Genomic DNA, 18101 nt, shown 5'->3' on the forward strand with positions numbered 1-18101 from the left:
GCGGACCAGACCGGGCAGCAAGTAAGACAGTCAACGGAGTATCTCATGGCCGACATGGCGCGTTTCGATTGGGCAGACCCCTTCTTCCTCGACGACCAGCTCGAGGACGACGAACGCATGATCCGCGACACCGCGCGCGCTTATGCGCAGGACAAGCTCGCCCCCCGGATCGTCGACGCATTCCAGAACGAAACGACCGATCCCGAGATCTTCCGCGAAATGGGTGCGCTCGGCCTGCTCGGCCCGACCGTGCCCGAGGAATATGGCGGCGTCGGCGCATCCTATGTCGCTTACGGCCTGGTCGCCCGCGAGGTGGAGCGGATCGACTCAGGCTACCGCTCGATGATGTCGGTCCAGTCGAGCCTCGTGATGTACCCGATCCTCGCTTATGGTTCGGAAGAACAGAAGCAGAAGTATTTGCCTAAGCTCGCGACGGGCGAATGGATCGGCTGCTTCGGTCTGACCGAACCCGATGCCGGGTCCGACCCCGGCGGCATGACGACGCGCGCGAAGAAGGTCGATGGCGGCTATCTGCTGTCGGGCGCGAAGACGTGGATTTCCAATTCGCCGATCGCCGACGTCTTCGTGATCTGGGCAAAGTCGGACGCGCATGGCGACGGCATCCGCGGCTTCATCGTCGAAAAGGGCGCGAAAGGCCTTTCCGCTCCGAAGATCGAGGGCAAGCTCAGCTTGCGCGCGTCGATCACCGGCATGATCCTGATGGACGAGATCGAGCTGAGCGAAGACGCGCTGCTGCCGAACGTGCAGGGCCTGAAGGGTCCGTTCGGCTGCCTCAACCGTGCGCGCTACGGGATCAGTTGGGGGTCGCTCGGCGCGGCGGAGTTCTGCTTCCATGCGGCGCGCCAATATGGGCTCGATCGCAACCAGTTCGGCACCCCTTTGGCGGGGCGGCAGCTGTTCCAGAAGAAGCTGGCCGACATGGAGACCGAGATCGCGCTCGGGCTGCAGGCGAGCCTGCGGGTCGGGCGGTTGATGGACCAGGGCCGGTTCGCGCCCGAGATGATCTCGATCGTCAAGCGCAACAACGTCGGCAAGGCGCTCGATATCGCGCGGATGGCGCGCGACATGCACGGCGGCAACGGCATCTCGGGCGAATATCAGGTGATGCGCCACATGATGAACCTGGAGACGGTCAACACCTATGAAGGTGCGCACGACGTCCACGCGCTGATCCTCGGACGCGCGATCACCGGCATCGCGGCCTTCTGATGCCCGCCGCCCCGCCCCTCGCCGGATTGCGTATCCTCGAGCTGGCGGGGATCGGGCCGGGGCCGTTCTGCGGGATGATGCTGGCGGACCACGGCGCGGAGGTGATTCGTGTCGAAAGGCCCTCCAGCGGCGGCCTGACCGACCCGTCGCGCGACCCTTTGTTGCGATCACGCCGGACGATCGTGCTCGATCTGAAACGGCCGGATGCGGTTGCAGCGGTGCGACGGCTGGCGGGCACGTGCGACGGGCTGATCGAAGGATACCGTCCGGGGGTGATGGAACGGCTCGGTCTCGGCCCGGATCTGTTGCTCGCGGACAATCCGCGGCTGGTCTACGGACGCATGACCGGCTGGGGGCAGACCGGCCCGCTAGCCGATGCGCCCGGGCACGACATCGACTATCTCGCGATCTCGGGCACGCTCCACGCGCTCGGCGAGGCGGGGCGCAAACCGACCGCGCCGATCAACCTCGCCGCGGACTTCGGCGGCGGCGGCATGATGCTCGCGTTCGGGATGCTCGCGGCGATCCTCCACGCGAAAGCGACCGGCGAGGGTCAGATCGTCGATGCCGCAATGACCGAAGGCGCCGCCGTGCTCTCCAGCATGGTCTGGGGTTTCCGCGCGATGGGGCTGTGGAACGATGCGCGCGGCACCAACCTGCTCGACGGTGGCGCGCCCTTTTACGACACCTACGAAACCGCCGACGGCAAATGGATCGCGGTCGGCGCGATCGAACCGCAATTCTATGCCGCATTGCGTCGCGTCATGGCGCTCGACGGGCCGGAATGGGACGGACAGTTCGCCGTGGCGCAGTGGCCACGACTGAAGATCGCGCTCGCCGAGCGGTTCCGGGAACGCTCGCGCGATGCCTGGATCGAAGCCTTCGCCGGACATGAAGCGTGTGTCGCCCCGGTGCTCGGTTTCGACGAAGCGGTCGCCGATCCGCACAACATCGCGCGGGGAACGTTCGTCACCAGCGGAAACGTCGTTCAACCCGCCCCCGCCCCGCGCTATTCCGCCAGCGCGACCGTTCCGCCCCGGATGGCCGGCGCGGCAGACAGCGCGACGATCCTCCAGGAAGCGGGGTTCAGCGCCACCGAGATCGCGGCGCTGCTGTGATTTGCGCGCTCCCGGCGATCATGCGATAATTCCAGAAAAGCACAGATAGGAGACGATCCATGGCCACCGCCGCAGTCCGTACCGTGCCGATGTCCGAGGCCGAATGGGAGGCGCGCCAGCAACTCGCCGCCTGCTACCGCGTGTTCGCGATGCTCGGCTGGTCGGAGATGATCTACAACCATATCACGCTCAAGATCCCGGGCGAGGAAGGCGCATTCCTGATCAACCCGTTCGGGTTGCACTTCAGTGAAGTCACCGCCTCCAGCCTCGTCAAGATCGACATCGACGGCAACAAGCTCGACGACAGCCCCTACCCCGTCAACCGCGCCGGGTTCGTCCAGCACGCACTGTTCCACCGGCACCTGCCCGACGCGCATTGCATCATGCACACCCACACCACCGCAGGCATGGCGGTCAGTTCGGTCGAGGGCGGGTTACGCCCGACGAACTTCTACGCATGCAATTTCGCAGGCCAGATCGCCTATCATGATTTCGAGGGCGTGACGGTACGCGACGAGGAAGGCACGCGGCTTTTAGAGCATCTGGGAAACAAGCGCGTCATGTTGCTGAAAAACCACGGCATATTGGTGATGGGCCGGACCTTGCCCGAGGCGTTCATCAAGCATTGGTCGCTGCAACGCGCGTGCGAAATCCAGGTGGCGACGGCGAGCATGGGGACCCCATTGGAGGTATCCCCCGAAGTCGTCGCGGTCCACCAGCGCGACCTGCACATGGCGCAGGTTCCGGGTGGCCCCGGGCAGGCGGACTTCGCCGCGATGGTACGACTGGTCGACAAGATCGACACCGGGTGGCGCGCCTGAAGAGGGACGCGCCCGGTAAGCGGCTTCGACTTCGCTCAGCCCGAACGGGGGGCGGGTGCAACGGTAAGCACCCACGCACCCGCAATTCGGTCCTCACCACCACCGTTCGTCCTGAGCGAAGTCGAAGGACCAGCGCCACCTTCGCACTGGCCCACCTCGCTCAGGTCAACGGCCAGCCAGTTACCGCGCCCGCCACGTCGCAGGCATCGTCCGCGCCGGGACGGTCACCGTCACCGTCTGGGTGATGTCCGCAGCGGAGGTCCCCAACATCACACGGTAAGCGCCACCGGCGATGCGCCACTGCTGCCCGGCTTCGTCCCACGTCGCCAGCACCCGCGGATCGACCGTCACCGACGCATTCTTTCTCGCACCGGGGGCCAGTGCCACCTTCGCGAACCCGCCAAGCCGCTTGGGCGCTTCCCATCCGCCCGCGACCGGCGAGACATAAATCTGCCCGATGGCAGCCCCCGCCCGCGCGCCGGTGTTGCGCATCTGGAAGCTTGCGGTGATCGTCCCGTTCGCTACGCCAGCCTTGAGCCCGCTGCCGGTGAATTGCGTATACGACAGACCATAACCGAACGGGAACAAAGGCTTGAGCGCCTTTGCGTCGAACCATTTGTAACCGACGGCGGCCCCTTCGCGGTACACAACGTCGCCACTGTGCGGCGCTGCCGGATCGGGCAACTGGTCCACCCCGCGCGGAAAGGTGACCGGCAAACGCCCCGACGGATTGACCTTGCCCGTCAGCACGTTGGCGATCGCCGCCCCACCGGCAGTCCCCGGATACCACGCCGCCAGCACCGCACCGACCTTGTCGAGCCACGGCATCGCAACCGGACCGCCGGTTTCGAGGACGACCACCGTGTTGCGGTTGGCCGCGCCGACCGCATCGATCAGCGCGTCCTGCTTCCCGTCGAGCGCCATCGGCACATCGAACGACTCCCCGGCCCATTGCGTCGCGAACACGAGCACGACATCACTGTCCCGCGCCAGCGCGGCAGCGGCGGCGGGGTCGTTGCCGTCGGCAAAGCGGACGTCCGCACCGGGGGCCTGCCGCTTGATCTCCTCCATCGGCGAGGACGGATAATACATCACCGGGCCCGGCCAGTAGACCGGGGTGATCCCGGGGACCGCATTGCCACCGACGGGATAGACCAAAGACGATCCGCCGCCCGCCAGCACGCCCTTGTCGGCGTGGCCGCCGATGATCGCGATCCGCTTGGCGCTGGCAGTCAGCGGCAGCAGGTTGCGCTCGTTCTTGAGCAGCACCGTTCCCGCCTCGGCCGCGGCGCGCGTGATCGCGGCATGGCCCGGTATGTCGATCGTCTGTTGCTGCAACGGATGCTCGAACAGCCCGTGCGCGAACATCCCGTACAGAATGCGCTCCGCCATCAGGTCGAGCTGCGCGGGTTTGACCGTCCCCTGATCGAGCGCCTCGGCCAGCGGTCGCCCGAAGAAGGGCTTGGTATCGAACGGAAAGCCCGAATCCTGGTCGAGCCCGGCGTTGGCGGCGGCGACCGTGCTGTGCGCCGCGCCCCAGTCGCTCATCACATAGCCCTTGAAGCCCCAGTCACGCCGCAGCACGTCGGTCAGCAACCAGCTGTTCTCGCACGCATAGGCGCCGTCGACGCGGTTGTAGGAGCACATGATCGAACCGGGCTTGGCGGCCTCGATCGCCAACTGGAACGCGAGCAGGTCGGACACGCGTGCGGCGCTATGGTCGATCACCGAGTTACCCGCGTTGCGATCGGTTTCCTGGTCGTTGAACGCGTAATGCTTGATCGTGGAAATGACATGGTTCGACTGGATGCCGATCACCTGCTGCGCGACGATCGTGCTCGCGAGGACCGGATCCTCGCCGCCATATTCGAAGTTCCGCCCGTTGCGCGGCTCGCGCATCAAGTTGACCCCGCCCGCGAGCATCACGTTAAACCCGGACCGCCGCGCCTCATCGCCGATCATCGCGCCGCCCGCATAGGCCGCGTCGCGATCCCAGCTTGCCGCGATCGCGATCCCCGATGGCAGGGCAGTCCGCTCCCGCTTGACCTTCGCCCCGCCCTGCGTGGCGACGCCGACGCCCGCGTCGGTCTGATATTGCGCTGGAATGCCGAGGCGCGGGATTGCCGGAACATAGCCAGCCGATCCCGCGAGGGCTTCCTTGGGCGCGGTGTAGCGCGAGATGGGAAAATCGGTGCCGAAGTAGCCGAACACCAACGTATGCTTCTCATCGCGCGTCATTGCGGCGACGAGCGCCTTGGCGCGTGCTTCGGGGGTCCGCTTCGTGTCGTTCCATGCGCCCTTCAGCGCAGGCTTGTCCCACGCCGGTAGTGCCGGCATCCCCGCATCGGGTGCGACCTTGGCGGGCGGAGGCGGCGCGGCGACCTGCGCCGATGCGGCCCCGGCGATCAGCAACAGCGGCGCAGCCGCGACACGGAACGTCATTCGTTTCTCTCCCTGGATCGCGGTTCGATTGGCCCCGAATCGCTGCCGTCATGCCGATGATGGGATATAGCCGTATCGGTACCGAACCGATCCGGCAAACGTCGTACTCTGCTGGCGATGTCAGGTTTCGGTCTCAGAATTCCAGGCGCCGTCTTCAGAATGTGACGAGCAGGTTGGTTTCGATGAAGCGCACGGTCGTATCGTCCTGCGCGATCGCATCGGGCGCGTTCCGCAGGAAGTCGCCCTTGAACAGCACGGCGAAGTTGCTTTCGAGACGAAGATGCTCCGGTATGACCCAATAGCGCAGGCGCCCCTCGACCTGTTGCCCGCCGAACCGACCCGATCGACCCGTACGGTCCAGGATGTTATAGAACCTGTCATAGCGCGATGCGAGCCAGACGCCGCGATAGTCCGCCAGAACCTCGGTGCGTTTGGTCGGCTTCGCTTCGAACCGGATGCCGGGTGCGCTGATGTTCTCCCGCGCCAGCGCCGAATAGGTGCCCGACGGACCGAAGTCATTGCGACGGCTGCCGAACAGCGTATCGAACCGATGCGACACGCCGCCCGTACCGTCCTGCCGCCCGTTCCCGCTCGCATAATCATAGAAAAGTCCGATGCGCGGCTTGAGCGGACCGCCAAAGCTGTACCCGGCCGCCGCATGGGCGAAGCCCGCCGTCACCCGCGCATTGGTCGCGTCGGCCATCGTCGAATCGCTTGCGCGACCGAACTGGTAAGCCCCTTCGAAATCGTAATCATACGCGCGTGGTTCCGGCTCCCGGGACAGCCGCACGTCAATCGTGTGGAGCCGCCGATCCGCTGTGGTGCGATCGACCGAATCGTGCTCTGCCAGTCGGTAATAGGCCGCTTCGATCTGGCCGCGACCGAACACCTGCTTCTGCCGGACATAGGCCCCGAAGAAGACCTCGTCGAACGTCTCGCGATCGAACCGGACCACATTGCGCCGAATGGCGTCCTCGCCGTCGGGCAGGCGTTCCTGCGGCAAGAGATAGAACACGCTGATGTCGGTATTGCGCCTCGGCTCGAGATCGACACGCAGGCCGGTAAACCCCGTGATCGTATTGCGATATTCGTCGGTCGCGACGAGCCGCCCGGACCCCAGATTGACCAGGAACCGACCGCCCTCGATCGCCACCTTGCCGACCGGGCCGGTGCCATGATCCAGTCGCAGCTTGAGATACGCCTGCGGGAGTTCGAGCGCGTTGATGTCGTCATTGTCGAGCTGACTGGTGCTGCCGATGCCATAGCCCCGGCTATCCACCAGTTCGCCCCCGATCGTCAGCGGCCCGGGGCCATATTCCACCGCAACCCCGGTCCGCACCAGCAACGCCTGCTCCGATCGTGCGAAGTCCGGGCGAGGCCGTCCCCCCACCGTCTCGTACCGGACGCGCATCGCCGCGGTAACGAGAAGACCGCTGTCGTCCTTTGCGGGGGCGGTATCCTCCTGCCCCGGTTTCTCGGTCGACGATGCCGGGGAAGCGGGCAACGACTGCGCACCCGCAAGCGCAGGCGCGCCGACGATGCTCGCCCAGGCACCGTATCGAACGGCACCGCGTAACAACCGAACCGGCGTCATTGCGTGTAATCCCTGCACCTGATTGCCACGCCCTGATTTGACGCGACACCACCCGTGGCTCGAAGCGCTTGATAGCCTTTGAAGTTCCCGTAAGACCGGCGGCTGTCATGACCCGCTTCACTGTCAACAATCAGCCCGTCCAATATGCGATGGACCCTGCCACCCCGCTGCTGTGGGCACTGCGCGAAGCGTCCAATCTCACCGGCACGAAATATGGCTGCGGCACGGGCGATTGTGGTGCCTGCACCGTCGACATCGATGGGGCTGCGGTGCGATCGTGCCAGCGCACGATCGGGGCGGTCGAGGGGAGCTACGTCACCACGATCGAAGGTCTGTCACGCGACCGCAGCCACCCGGTGCAGACCGCGTTCATCGCAAAGAACGTCGTACAGTGCGGCTTCTGCATTCCCGGCATCGTCATGGCGGCGTCGGTCCTGCTGCAGCACAATCGCACCCCGAGCGAGGACGACATCCGCCGCGAGATCACCAACCTGTGCCGCTGCGGCATCTACCCGCGACTGGTCGAGGCGATCATGCTCGCCGCAAGCATCCAGCGCGGCGACGAAACGGTCGATGCGCCCCCTGCCCCCGGCACCCTCCCCGCCGAAGCAGCGCGTAGCGTTCCCGCGCTGGTCGTGCGACGGTGAGGAAAGCTTTCGCAATGCTGTCATGACAATTCAGCCATGATGCAGCGTGCGCGAGGTACATCGTACATAACGGCCCGGTCTTCTGCCCTGCCGCGGTAAAGGACATCATCGATGCGCAAGTCTTTGCTCGCCGCCATCATTGCGGCAACGGCCCTGATCCCGGCGGCGGCGTTGGCGCAGGACGGCGGCGAACGCCGCGGTCGCGGCGAAGGACGCGGCGGCCAACCCGGACAACAGGCGCAACCGCAGGGCCAGTTCCAGCGCGAGGATCGGGGCCAGGGGTTCCGCGGCGAACGTGGACAGGACGGCGGCCAGCGCTGGCAGCAGCGCGCCAACGGGCAACCCCAGTTCCAGGGTCAGCCGCCCGCCCAGCCCCAGGTTCAACCGCAGCCCCAGCCGCAGGGACAGCCGCAGGCGCGGTTCGAACGGCCCGACCGGCCGAACCGCCCGGACGGCGACCGCGGCGGCTTCCAGCGTCCCGGCGGATGGGATCGCACGGCCCAACCCGGCCAGCGCCCCAACCAGGGCTTTGGTCAGCGCAGCGGGACCGAGGGCGACCGGCGGTTTGACGATCGCCGTTCTTTCGATCAGCGGGGCGACGATCGGCGGGGCAATGATTGGCGCGGAAACGATCGCCGGGATTTGAACGGCCGAGGCAACGACTGGCAGAACGGCAATGGCCGCGGGGGCGACATACGCAGCGCAAACCGGGGTTGGAACGGCGGCAATCGTGGCTGGAACGGTGGCAACGGTGCTTGGAATCGGGACTGGCGGCGCGACAATCGGTTCAATTACAGCACCTATCGGCGTCAAAATTACGGGGTTTACCGCCTGCCCCGCTATTATGCGCCAAGCGGCTGGGGCTATGGCTATCGCCGGTTCGGGATCGGTTTCCAGCTGAACTCGCTGTTGTTCCGGCAGGATTACTGGATCGACAACGCAGACTATTACCGCCTGCCGCCGGCCTACGGCCCATATCGCTGGGTCCGCTACTACAACGACGCACTGCTGGTCGACGTCCGCACCGGCAATGTCGTCGATACGGTCTACGACATCTTCTGGTAAACAGATCGGGGTCGCGCCAATCAGCGGCGCGGCCCCCTTGTCTTTTGCTGATCCGACAGCAAAGTTACGGGACATGGGCTTCTTTTCCAAAAAGTCGCCGGCGACGTCGCCGGTGCGTCGCACGTTCGGAGAGACGGTATCGCGCCGCCTCGACGCCAATCCGTCGGTCACGCGGTCGCAGGTCGACGGGGCACAGATCTATCGCCACCCCGATTTCCTCGATGCCGCCACCTGCGCGAAGTTCGCCAAGATCATCGACGCCAACCGCCGTCGCTCGACCGTCCTGGCCGAGGACGCCGTGCAGGAATTCCGGACCAGCGAGAGCTGTGACATGGATCGCTGGTCCCCCGACGTCCGCCCGACCGACGAGGCGATCGCCGCGCTGCTCGGGATCGATCCTGTCCACGGCGAGACAATGCAGGGGCAACGCTACGCGGTCGGCCAGCATTTCCGCGCGCACAACGATTACTTCAACCAGGACCAGCCCTACTGGCCCAAGATGATCGAAAGCGGCGGGCAACGGACCTGGACTGCGATGATCTACCTCAACGACGTCGACGAGGGTGGGGCGACGTGGTTCCCGCTGATCGGCGTGCGGATCGCGCCCAAACGCGGCTTGCTGCTCGCGTGGAACAACATGCGCCCCGACGGCAGCCCGAATACCGACACGCTGCATGAGGGTATGCCCGTCACCGGGGGCACAAAATACATCATCACCAAATGGTTTCGCGAAGGCAGCTGGATCAAGTCCTGATCGGTCAACCGCGTCGCGGCCTTTGCGCGCCCGGCCCGATCCCCTACAGCGAGGCCGTGAACACCGTCCTCAATATTGACCGCTCGATCCTCGGCCAGCCCTGGCGCTGGCGTTTGCTCGAAACCGACGCCCGCGACCCGGGCTTCGCGCCCGACGACCTCGTCACCCAACTGCTGCTCGCGCGCGGGTGTTCGCGTGACGACATCGCGCTGTACAAGGCACCGAGCATCCGTGGCTTCATGCCCGACCCGTCGATCTTCCAGGACATGGACAAGGCCGCGAACCGGCTAGCCGATGCGGTCGTGGCAGGTGAACAGGTCGCAGTGTTCGGCGATTACGACGTCGACGGGGCCACGTCCGCCGCACTCGTCATCCTGCTGCTGCGCGATCTTGGGACAGAGGCCCGCCCCTATATTCCCGATCGCCTGACCGAAGGGTACGGTCCGACCGGTCCCGCGATGGTCCGACTGCACGATGAGGGCGCAAGCCTGATCATCACCGTCGATTGCGGCGCACAGGCGTTCGACGCGCTCGCGACCGCGCGCGAAGCCGGGGTCGACGTCGTCGTCGTCGACCACCACAAATGTGCCGCCGCGCTGCCGCTGACGCATGCGTTGGTCAATCCGAACCGTCTCGACGAGACCGATGGCGCGGCGCACGGTCACCTCGCCGCCGTTGGCGTTGCCTTCCTGCTCGCCGCGGCGCTGGTGCGCACATTGCGCGCACGCGGCTATTTCGAGACCCGTACCGAACCACGCTTGCTCGATCTGCTCGACCTTGTCGCGCTCGGCACGGTCGCGGACGTGGCACAACTCAAGGGCCTCAACCGCGCATTCGTCGCGCAGGGCCTGAAGGTGATGGCGCAGCGTCGCAATATCGGGCTGAACGCGCTCATTACCGCTTCGCGTCTCACGCGCGCCCCTACGTGCAGCGATCTCGGCTTCGCACTCGGACCGCGCATCAATGCGGGCGGGCGAGTCGGCAAGTCCGATCTCGGCGTGCGGCTGCTCACCACCCGCGATCAGGCCGAGGCGGATGCGATCGCGGTCGAACTGGATAGGCTCAACGAGGAACGCCGCGCGATCGAGGCGATCGTCCAGGAAGCCGCGGATATCATCGCGCAGTCCAAGAGCAACCGTGCGGTGCTCGTCGTCGCGGGGCATGGCTGGCACCCCGGCGTCATCGGCATTGTCGCGGGACGGTTGAAGGAGAAATACGGACGCCCGGCGCTCGTGATTGCGATCGACGATGCCGGGATGGGCAAAGGATCGGGCCGATCGATCCCGGGGGTCGACCTTGGCGCGGCAGTGCTGGCGGCAAAGGACTCGGAGCTGCTCGTCGCGGGTGGCGGGCACGCCATGGCGGCAGGGCTGACGATTGCCGAAGACCGAATCGCGCTTCTCGACGACTTCCTGAGCGACCGGCTCGACGCAGCGGTCACGCGCGCCATGGGCGACCGCGCCCTCTTGCTCGACGCGGTGCTGACGACCGCGGGCGTGAACCCGGAACTGGTCGCTGCGATGGAAGCGGGCGGCCCCTACGGCATGGGCTGGCCGCAACCGCGAATCGTCGCGGGACCGGTCCGCGTGATCAAGGCCGACATCGTCGGCAACGGGCATGTCCGGGCGATTGTTTCCGGGGACGGAGGCGGAACGCTCAAGACGGTCGCGTTTCGCGCAGCAGAAGGGCTGCTGGGCCAGGCCCTGCTCGGCGCCCCGCCCCACCGCCGCCTGTGGCTCGCAGGGCGCGCTAAACTGGACGACTGGGGCACGCGACCATCCGCAGAATTACACCTCGATGACGCAGCATGGGCAAATTGATGCGTAAAGCGCTTGACCGCCGCGCAGACTTTGCCTAACCGGCCCTTCGCTTCCCGAGCAATCGGGGACGGCCCCTTCGTCTAGCGGTTAGGACGCGGCCCTTTCACGGCTGAAGCACGGGTTCGATTCCCGTAGGGGTCACCATTTTGAAAAGCAGTTTTCAATATGGTGACGAGATTTAGAACATTAGAAACCGACCACGTATAAGTTGAGAATAGGGTGCCCAATCGGGCGTCCCTCTTGCGACGCGACTCCGCGCCCTCGATGTTTCAATTCCCGCCAACAGGCCAAGCGCAGATCGTGGCGCTTACACCCTAGACGAATGGTGTTCATACGCTCGATGAAGCCACGCGACAGCTTACGCTCCCCCACCACGCGTGTGTCATGGATGACCGTGTCAATATCCATGCCGTTCATCGCGGTGACCTCGTAATGAGTTGCGACGATGATACGTATCAGGCGGGATGCCATCAGCAAATACGTCTTGGCCGGTAGCAGACTAATCGAGGAATACCTGCATTTGGGACATCGTCGTCTGCACGCGACTAGTCGCGCACAACTGGAGTGAGTCCGTGACACGCTGACAATAGAGCATTCGATTTCAGTGTTCGGTTTGCCGACCAAGGCTGAGGCGGTGTCGGGTCAGGTACTCCGTAATGCAGCAATGCCCCAGACCTTGACATCGTGATGCATGCGCCCGTTCCCAACTCTCACTATTTGTTGAGGACCACCGAGTTTCCGTCTGGGCCGTTGCAATAGTCGCTTCGACCGATTGCCGGATGATCTTCGTCAGGATACACAGTCTCCGCTGACCTGTTCCAAGTGAAGAGGCCGGCATGATCGCGTCGGTGCCCCGAAAGGGGCTTAAAAGGGAACGCGGTGAGGGTGGCTCGCCACCTGAAGCCGAGGCTGTCCCTGCAACTGTAAGCGGCGAGCGCGATGCATTTCGCTTCTTCCTTGTTCGGAAGGAGCAGCCACTGGGCCGGTCGTGATGTCACGCAAGGCCTGGGAAGGCCGTGCATCGTGTGATGACCCGTGAGCCAGGAGACCTGCCGGCGTCTGGTCGCTCTTGCCTGGCCCAGGGGGTGGCCGCGGCACGGTACTCCGTCGAGCGACGACGTGTGCGGTGGGGACCGCACGGGCATGCGTGCCGGTCGCGATGGCGTCCGGCTGGCGCGGATGTCGGCCGTTCGCGGGAGGTCCCTGCCGGGTTCGCTCGACGCCCGGGGGTTACCATATTGCCGTTCCTGTCTTCTCGCCTCGCGTTCGCGGGCGCTTTGCTATCGCCTGTTCTCGCAGCACCGCTCACGGCCCAGTCCGCGCCTGCTTCCGACGCCGAGGACATCCTGGTTGTCGGCCAGCATGCCCAAGTCACGCTAACCACGCCAAATCAGACCGGCAGCCGCCTGCGCCTCACGCCGCTCGAGACCCCCGCGACGATCTCGGTCATCGATGGCGCCACGATCCGCGCGCGCGGCGACATGTCGGTGATCGACGCGACGAGCCGCGCACCGGGCATCAGCAACGCTGGCAATCCCGGCAATGGCGGCACCGCGCTCGCCGCGCGGGGCTTTAGCGGTCAGGGATCCGTGCTCCAACTGATCGACGGCGTACGGCTGTTCCCGGCTGCGGGCACGATCACCTTTCCGACCGATCCGTGGATGGTCGAACGGATCGACATCCTGAGTGGTCCGGCCTCGGTGCTCTACGGCCAGGGCGCGCTTGGCGGCGCGGTGAATGTCCTGATGCGCAAACCCGATACGCAGCGTACGCAAATGGAAGGCGAGATCGGCTATGGCTCGCAGAACAGCTTCCATGTGGCGGCCGATGCAGGGGGGCCGATCACCGAGCGCCTGTCCTATCGTATCGACGGCAGCTACCGCCGCTCCGACGGCTATGTCGATCGTGGCCAGTCGCGCAGCCATGCCGTGTCGGGGACGCTGCGCTGGGCACCGACCGACACGCTCGTCGTCACCGCGCGAGACGATTATGGCGACCAGAAGCCGATGCGCTATTTCGGTACGCCGCTGATCGACGGACGGCTCGACGACCGCATCCGGGAGCGAAACTACAACACGCGCGACGGCTATATTCGCTACCGCGACAACCGCACCAGCCTGCAGGTCGACTGGACGCCAAGCGATGCGGTCAGCGTCAGCAACCAGGCCTATCGCCTGACCTCCAAACGGTCGTGGCTCAATCTCGAAAGCTATTGCTGGATCGCCGCAGAAGGCGTCTGTTCCAACGGCAGTGGCAACGCCGGCACACCCGGCCGCATCCTCCGCACCGACATGACCGGGATCGTCCACGACCAGACGCAGTGGGGCGATCAGGGCAGCGTGACGCTCAGGACGGACGTCGCCGATGGCGTCCGCAACGACTTTGTCGTGGGCTTTGACGTCAACCTCATCAAACTCACCTACTCCCACAATTTCGGGTCTGATCCCCAGGCTTCGGAGGTCGATCCCTTCGCGTTCAATCCCGGTCTGATCGTCGATACGCAGGGGATCGCACCGCGCTATCGTACGCGCACCAACGAATATGCGGTCTTCGCCGAGGACCGGCTGAAGCTCGGCACGCACGTCTCGATCGTCGGTGGCGTGCGCTACGAGCGCGACAAGATCCGCCGCTGGTCGATCGACTATCCAGGCGGCGCAAGCACCGAGACGTTCGCGCTCGACAAGCGGCTGCACAATGTGACCTGGCGGGTCGGGAGCGTCTATCAGCCGATCCCGACGGTTTCGCTTTATGCGCAATATGCTACCGGCGTGGACCCGCTGGGGACGCTTACCACCTATTCGACCGGGCAGGTGCAGTTCAGCAACGCGGTGGGCGATCAGGTTGAAGTCGGCGGCAAGGCGGTGTTCCTTGATGGTCGCGGCACCGCCACCCTCGCAGCCTATCGCATCGTCAAGAAACGCCTGCTGGCGCAACTGACCCCGACAAGCCCGGTCGAGCAGGTAGGCCAACGATCGGCCAAGGGCATCGAGGCCGCGGTATCGCTCGATCTGCCTTATGGTATCGGGATCGATGCGAACGGCAGCGTGCTCGACGCGACGTTCGACGACTTCGTCTCCGGCGGTTCGAGCTTCAACGGCAATACCCCGCCGGACGTGCCCGAGACTCTCGCCAATCTCTGGCTGCGCTGGAACACGACGCACGCGCTCCAGGCACGCGCCGGGCTGCGCTACGTTGGACGACGCTATTCGGACAACGCCAACAGCTTCCGCGTCCCCAGCTACACCACGGTCGATGCCACGCTTTCCTATGCGGTGACGCCACGCCTCGCGGTCGATATCCACGCCTACAACCTGTTCGACCGGGCCTACGCGCTCAGCACGTACAACAATCAGCAGTGGGTTCTTGGTCGTCCCCGCTCAATCGACGTGTCGCTTCGTGCCAGCTTTTAACGCCCTCATGCAGCCGACGCTTGGCAAGACTGCCCGGCGTTGGCTGTACCTCGTTCATCGCTGGATCGGTATCGCCAGCTGCCTGCTCTTCGCCATGTGGTTCCTGTCCGGGCTGGTGATGCTCTACGTGCCCTATCCCTCCCTCTCGTCAGCCGAGACGCTGGCTGGGGGCGAGGCGATCGACTGGGCAGCGGTGGACGTGCCGCCCCCCCTAGACGGCGGACGGCTGCCGCAGGCGCTGTTGCTCGAAATGCGCGACGGCACGCCTGTCTGGCGCGTGACCGGATGGAACGGAACGCACACGACGGTCTCGGCCAGTCGCGGTACTGTCCTGCGACCGGTCGATGCTCTTTACGCCGGTCGGATCGCCGGTCGTTTTGGAAACGCACCGACGCAGCACGTAGAACGGCTGACCCGCGATCAGTGGACGGTCGCTGGCGGTTTTGATCGGCACCGTCCCCTTTGGAAGGTTGCGCTTGCCGACGCGTCCGGCACGGAGGCCTATGTGTCCTCGACGACGGGTGCCGTCGTTCAAGTCACCACGCGTCGCGAGCGGTTCTGGAACTGGCTCGGTTCGGTGCCGCACTGGCTTTATCCGACGGTGCTACGACAGGATCAAACGGCCTGGCGTCAGGTCGTGCTGTGGGTGTCTGGTCCCTGCATCGCCGCGGCGGTCGCGGGGATGTGGATCGGCATCCTGCGGACCCGCATCGGCGTACGCCGCTTCAAAGGCGGACGGATGACGCCTTACAACGGCTGGATGCTTTGGCATCATGTTGCCGGGCTGGTGGGTGGTGTTTTCCTGATCGCCTGGGTCTCCAGCGGCTGGCTGTCGGTCGATCCCGGCCATCTGTTTCGCGGAACGAAGCCGGACGAGGCGGCGATGCGGATCTATCAGGCTTCCGATCAGATGCCGGACATGGCATTCGACCAGCTCCGCGTCGCTGGCGCAGGTGCGGTTGAAGCAGAGCTGACTGACCATGCCAGAACCCCGCTCATCGTGTTGTCCTATCATGACGGGCGGAGAGTAGTTTTGCATGCGGCAACACTCGCACCTTCCCGCGCTGCAGAGACAGCCATCGTGACGGCCGCACGCCAAATGGAGAGCTTCGCGCCGCTCCTCTCGGTCGATCGCCTGACCCTGCCCGATGCATATTGGTATGCCGTCGCGGAGCTGCCGCGGCTGCCAGTATTGCGGCTACGTTTCGCTGATCCGGCGCAAACCTGGTGCTATGTCGATCCTGCCACCGGGCAAATACTCAAGACCGTCGATGCGCGCCAGCGGGCGTACCGTTGGGCATTCGACCTCCTCCACAAATGGGATCTGAACTCGCTAACGCTGCACCGACCGGCCTGGGATGGGCTGATCTGGCTGTTCTCCATCGCGGGCCTGGTGACGTCGATAAGCGGCATATGGCTTGGATGGAAACGGCTCGCGCGATGACGAGGCGATGGCCTACGCCCCGATGTTCGTCCTGTTCGGCTGGCCAATCGGAACCGCGATTTTTTTGACCTCATTGACGGTGCATCAAGTCGTAGCTCGCGCATTTACCGTCTGACGAAGAATGACTGCTGCATCCACGCAGAGGCAAAGTTCAGTAACAGAAACGCGGCACCGGCACCGAGCATGACTGCGCCCATCCAACGCACCGGACCGAAGTCCCAGCCACCAACGATGACCGCCGCCAGCAATGCCGCAACAAGCGAACTCCAGCCCGCGACCCGCATGGCCGTACACCGTCGCGCTGACAACACGCCGCTGCATCGACGCCGATGATGAGCCTCCGTAGCAAGGCCGAAGAACAGGAAGCCACAGATGCAAAGAAGGACTGTGGCGCAGCTCATAGCGTAGGCCTTTCTGTATCAACAGACCTTACCGAAGGGGCACGTCGTCCCGGACGCGCGACGGAAGAAGCAGCGTAACCGAGCGGCACCGCAGCGAGAACGCGCAGCGCAATATCGGCGCGCCGCGCCCAGCGCGCCTGCGCGTGGGAATGCCCCCCTGCGCTGCTCATTGAATCGTGTACCGCAAGGTCGCGAACACCGTCCGCGGAGAGCCGTAGTAATTGCCCCGCACGGTCGAGAAGATGCGGGCATAGTAGGTGCGATCAAGCACGTTATTAAGGTTGACCGAGACCCCGAGCCGTGGCGTCAGGCTATACCCAGCGCGGATGTCCAGGACGGCATAGCTGCCCTGTCGAACCAGCGTCGATACCGTACGCGTCCCGTTCGCCGCGACCGATGACGGCGTACCGCCTACGGTTGCGCCGAAGCTTGCCCCGGCGAACCGCCCACTGGTCGGCGCGTAGTTGGTGAAGACCTTGCCCATATGCTTGGGAATAACCGGGACAATCGAACTGCCCTCCAGCGCCGGGTTGATGTCCTCCAGCAATTTGGTGCGGGTGTAGCTGTAGCCACCGTTGATCCGCCAACCCGGCAGGATTTCCCCGCTTGCCTTCACCTCAATCCCGCGCGACCGCACCTTGCCGAGCTGATAATAGAGCGTGGTATCGACCGGATCGTTGAACAGCCGGTTCTTCTGGGAAATCTGATACGCCGCTGCGGACAGCAACAACCGGTTGTTCATCAGCGACAGCTTGCTGCCGGCCTCATATTGCGCGCCAATCATCGGCTCGATGCCGCCCCCGTCGCCGCGTTGCCGTCCGACCGGTTGCGCCTGCGGTGTAAAGCTGTCGGCGTAGCTGGCGTACAGGTTGAGCTGCCTGGTCAGGTCCCACACGACCCCGGCATACGGGGTGAACCGGTTTTCGATCGTATACCCCGTCCGCAGACCCCGCGTCGGGAGCAGCGTCTGGCTGTCGGTATCGAACCATGTCAGGCGGCCGCCACCGATCAATGTCACGCCTTGAACCGGGCTCAACCGCATCTGCCCGTAGAGCCCATATTGTTCGAGGTTGGTGACGGTCCCGCCATAGACCTGGGTGACGCACTGCGCGGGTGTCTGCACCGGTGCGCATTGGCCGACGGTTCCCTGAACCGGATAGGCCGGGAGCGGTCCATAAGGGTCGAGCGGCGGCTCAGCCGGTGACACCGGATTAAAGACGTCGATCCGCGCGTAATTCGACAGCCGCGTGAAATAGGATGTCCCTGAGCTCGCCTGATAGTCGGCGCCGAGGATCAGCGTCTGCTCCCGACCGGTTCCTCAACGTGGCTTGATCCGGTATTGGCATAACAGGCCG

14 protein-coding genes, 1 tRNA gene and 1 riboswitch are annotated in these 18101 nt (G+C 64.9%); of the genes, 10 read left to right on the plus strand and 5 right to left on the minus strand.

Annotated features, from left to right (window positions below):
* Positions 1-45 precede the first annotated feature (45 nt).
* The 3 genes from AC3WJR_RS07620 to AC3WJR_RS07630 are packed head-to-tail and all read left to right on the plus strand — an operon-like array spanning position 46 to position 3169.
* On the plus strand, positions 46-1230 hold the full coding sequence (locus tag AC3WJR_RS07620; RefSeq protein ID WP_492723594.1) for an acyl-CoA dehydrogenase: 1185 nt from the start codon (positions 46-48) through the stop codon (positions 1228-1230).
* On the plus strand, positions 1230-2348 hold the full coding sequence (locus AC3WJR_RS07625) for a CaiB/BaiF CoA transferase family protein (RefSeq protein WP_492723596.1): 1119 nt from the start codon (positions 1230-1232) through the stop codon (positions 2346-2348). The genes AC3WJR_RS07620 and AC3WJR_RS07625 overlap by 1 nt, the downstream gene beginning before the upstream one ends.
* A 59-nt stretch (positions 2349-2407) precedes the next feature.
* On the plus strand, positions 2408-3169 hold the full coding sequence (locus AC3WJR_RS07630) for a class II aldolase/adducin family protein (RefSeq protein WP_492723598.1): 762 nt from the start codon (positions 2408-2410) through the stop codon (positions 3167-3169).
* Between the two features lie 180 nt (positions 3170-3349).
* Here the strand turns inward: AC3WJR_RS07630 and AC3WJR_RS07635 are convergent, their stop codons facing one another.
* Both AC3WJR_RS07635 and AC3WJR_RS07640 read right to left on the minus strand, forming a co-directional pair.
* Positions 3350-5611, minus strand: coding sequence for a glycoside hydrolase family 3 C-terminal domain-containing protein (locus AC3WJR_RS07635; protein WP_492723599.1), 2262 nt, complete (start codon positions 5609-5611; stop codon positions 3350-3352).
* A 154-nt stretch (positions 5612-5765) separates the two neighbouring features.
* On the minus strand, positions 5766-7205 hold the full coding sequence (locus AC3WJR_RS07640) for an alginate export family protein (protein ID WP_492723601.1): 1440 nt from the start codon (positions 7203-7205) through the stop codon (positions 5766-5768).
* A 107-nt stretch (positions 7206-7312) separates the two neighbouring features.
* Here AC3WJR_RS07640 and AC3WJR_RS07645 point away from each other — a divergent pair, with 107 nt between their 5' ends.
* From AC3WJR_RS07645 to AC3WJR_RS07665, 5 genes are all read left to right on the plus strand, one after another.
* A complete protein-coding gene (locus AC3WJR_RS07645) occupies positions 7313-7852 on the plus strand; it encodes a (2Fe-2S)-binding protein (RefSeq protein WP_492723603.1) in 540 nt (179 codons plus the stop codon).
* A gap of 111 nt (positions 7853-7963) precedes the next feature.
* A complete protein-coding gene (locus AC3WJR_RS07650) occupies positions 7964-8917 on the plus strand; it encodes an RcnB family protein (RefSeq protein ID WP_492723605.1) in 954 nt (317 codons plus the stop codon).
* Between the two features lie 73 nt (positions 8918-8990).
* Positions 8991-9671, plus strand: coding sequence for a prolyl hydroxylase family protein (locus AC3WJR_RS07655; protein WP_492723607.1), 681 nt, complete (start codon positions 8991-8993; stop codon positions 9669-9671).
* A gap of 56 nt (positions 9672-9727) precedes the next feature.
* Positions 9728-11491 carry a single-stranded-DNA-specific exonuclease RecJ gene (gene recJ, locus AC3WJR_RS07660; RefSeq protein WP_492723609.1) on the plus strand — a complete coding sequence of 588 codons (1764 nt, stop codon included), beginning with the start codon at positions 9728-9730 and terminating at the stop codon, positions 11489-11491.
* A gap of 69 nt (positions 11492-11560) precedes the next feature.
* A tRNA-Glu gene (locus AC3WJR_RS07665) sits at positions 11561-11635 on the plus strand.
* 42 nt (positions 11636-11677) lie between these two features.
* On the opposite strand, the gene AC3WJR_RS07670 is transcribed toward AC3WJR_RS07665, so the two are convergent.
* On the minus strand, positions 11678-11962 hold the full coding sequence (locus AC3WJR_RS07670; RefSeq protein ID WP_492723613.1) for a hypothetical protein: 285 nt from the start codon (positions 11960-11962) through the stop codon (positions 11678-11680).
* A 360-nt stretch (positions 11963-12322) separates the two neighbouring features.
* Positions 12323-12562, plus strand: a riboswitch (cobalamin riboswitch).
* Between the two features lie 206 nt (positions 12563-12768).
* On the opposite strand from AC3WJR_RS07670, the gene AC3WJR_RS07675 reads away from it, so the two are divergent.
* Together AC3WJR_RS07675 and AC3WJR_RS07680 are read left to right on the plus strand one after the other, a co-directional pair.
* Positions 12769-14901, plus strand: coding sequence for a TonB-dependent receptor (locus AC3WJR_RS07675; protein WP_492723618.1), 2133 nt, complete (start codon positions 12769-12771; stop codon positions 14899-14901).
* A 7-nt stretch (positions 14902-14908) separates the two neighbouring features.
* Positions 14909-16345, plus strand: a complete 1437-nt coding sequence (locus tag AC3WJR_RS07680) for a PepSY domain-containing protein (RefSeq protein WP_492723622.1) — start codon at positions 14909-14911, stop codon at positions 16343-16345.
* A gap of 104 nt (positions 16346-16449) precedes the next feature.
* On the opposite strand, the gene AC3WJR_RS07685 is transcribed toward AC3WJR_RS07680, so the two are convergent.
* Both AC3WJR_RS07685 and AC3WJR_RS07690 read right to left on the minus strand, forming a co-directional pair.
* A complete protein-coding gene (locus AC3WJR_RS07685) occupies positions 16450-16746 on the minus strand; it encodes a DUF3325 domain-containing protein (protein ID WP_492723625.1) in 297 nt (98 codons plus the stop codon).
* Between the two features lie 166 nt (positions 16747-16912).
* On the minus strand, positions 16913-18043 hold the full coding sequence (locus AC3WJR_RS07690; protein ID WP_492724224.1) for a TonB-dependent siderophore receptor: 1131 nt from the start codon (positions 18041-18043) through the stop codon (positions 16913-16915).
* Between the last annotated feature and the right edge of the window lie 58 nt (positions 18044-18101).

The organism is Sphingomonas sp. FW306-05-A (genome assembly GCF_058782275.1).

Bases quoted from the DNA above. Each gene is read 5' to 3' on its own strand.
- AC3WJR_RS07620 (WP_492723594.1), top strand. From the start codon at position 46: ATGGCCGACATGGCGCGTTTCGATTGGGCAGACCCCTTCTTCCTCGAC.
- AC3WJR_RS07625 (WP_492723596.1), top strand. From the start codon at position 1,230: ATGCCCGCCGCCCCGCCCCTCGCCGGATTGCGTATCCTCGAGCTGGCG.
- AC3WJR_RS07630 (WP_492723598.1), top strand. From the start codon at position 2,408: ATGGCCACCGCCGCAGTCCGTACCGTGCCGATGTCCGAGGCCGAATGG.
- AC3WJR_RS07635 (WP_492723599.1), bottom strand. From the start codon at position 5,611: ATGACGTTCCGTGTCGCGGCTGCGCCGCTGTTGCTGATCGCCGGGGCC.
- AC3WJR_RS07640 (WP_492723601.1), bottom strand. From the start codon at position 7,205: ATGACGCCGGTTCGGTTGTTACGCGGTGCCGTTCGATACGGTGCCTGG.
- AC3WJR_RS07645 (WP_492723603.1), top strand. From the start codon at position 7,313: ATGACCCGCTTCACTGTCAACAATCAGCCCGTCCAATATGCGATGGAC.
- AC3WJR_RS07650 (WP_492723605.1), top strand. From the start codon at position 7,964: ATGCGCAAGTCTTTGCTCGCCGCCATCATTGCGGCAACGGCCCTGATC.
- AC3WJR_RS07655 (WP_492723607.1), top strand. From the start codon at position 8,991: ATGGGCTTCTTTTCCAAAAAGTCGCCGGCGACGTCGCCGGTGCGTCGC.
- AC3WJR_RS07670 (WP_492723613.1), bottom strand. From the start codon at position 11,962: ATGGCATCCCGCCTGATACGTATCATCGTCGCAACTCATTACGAGGTC.
- AC3WJR_RS07680 (WP_492723622.1), top strand. From the start codon at position 14,909: ATGCAGCCGACGCTTGGCAAGACTGCCCGGCGTTGGCTGTACCTCGTT.
- AC3WJR_RS07685 (WP_492723625.1), bottom strand. From the start codon at position 16,746: ATGAGCTGCGCCACAGTCCTTCTTTGCATCTGTGGCTTCCTGTTCTTC.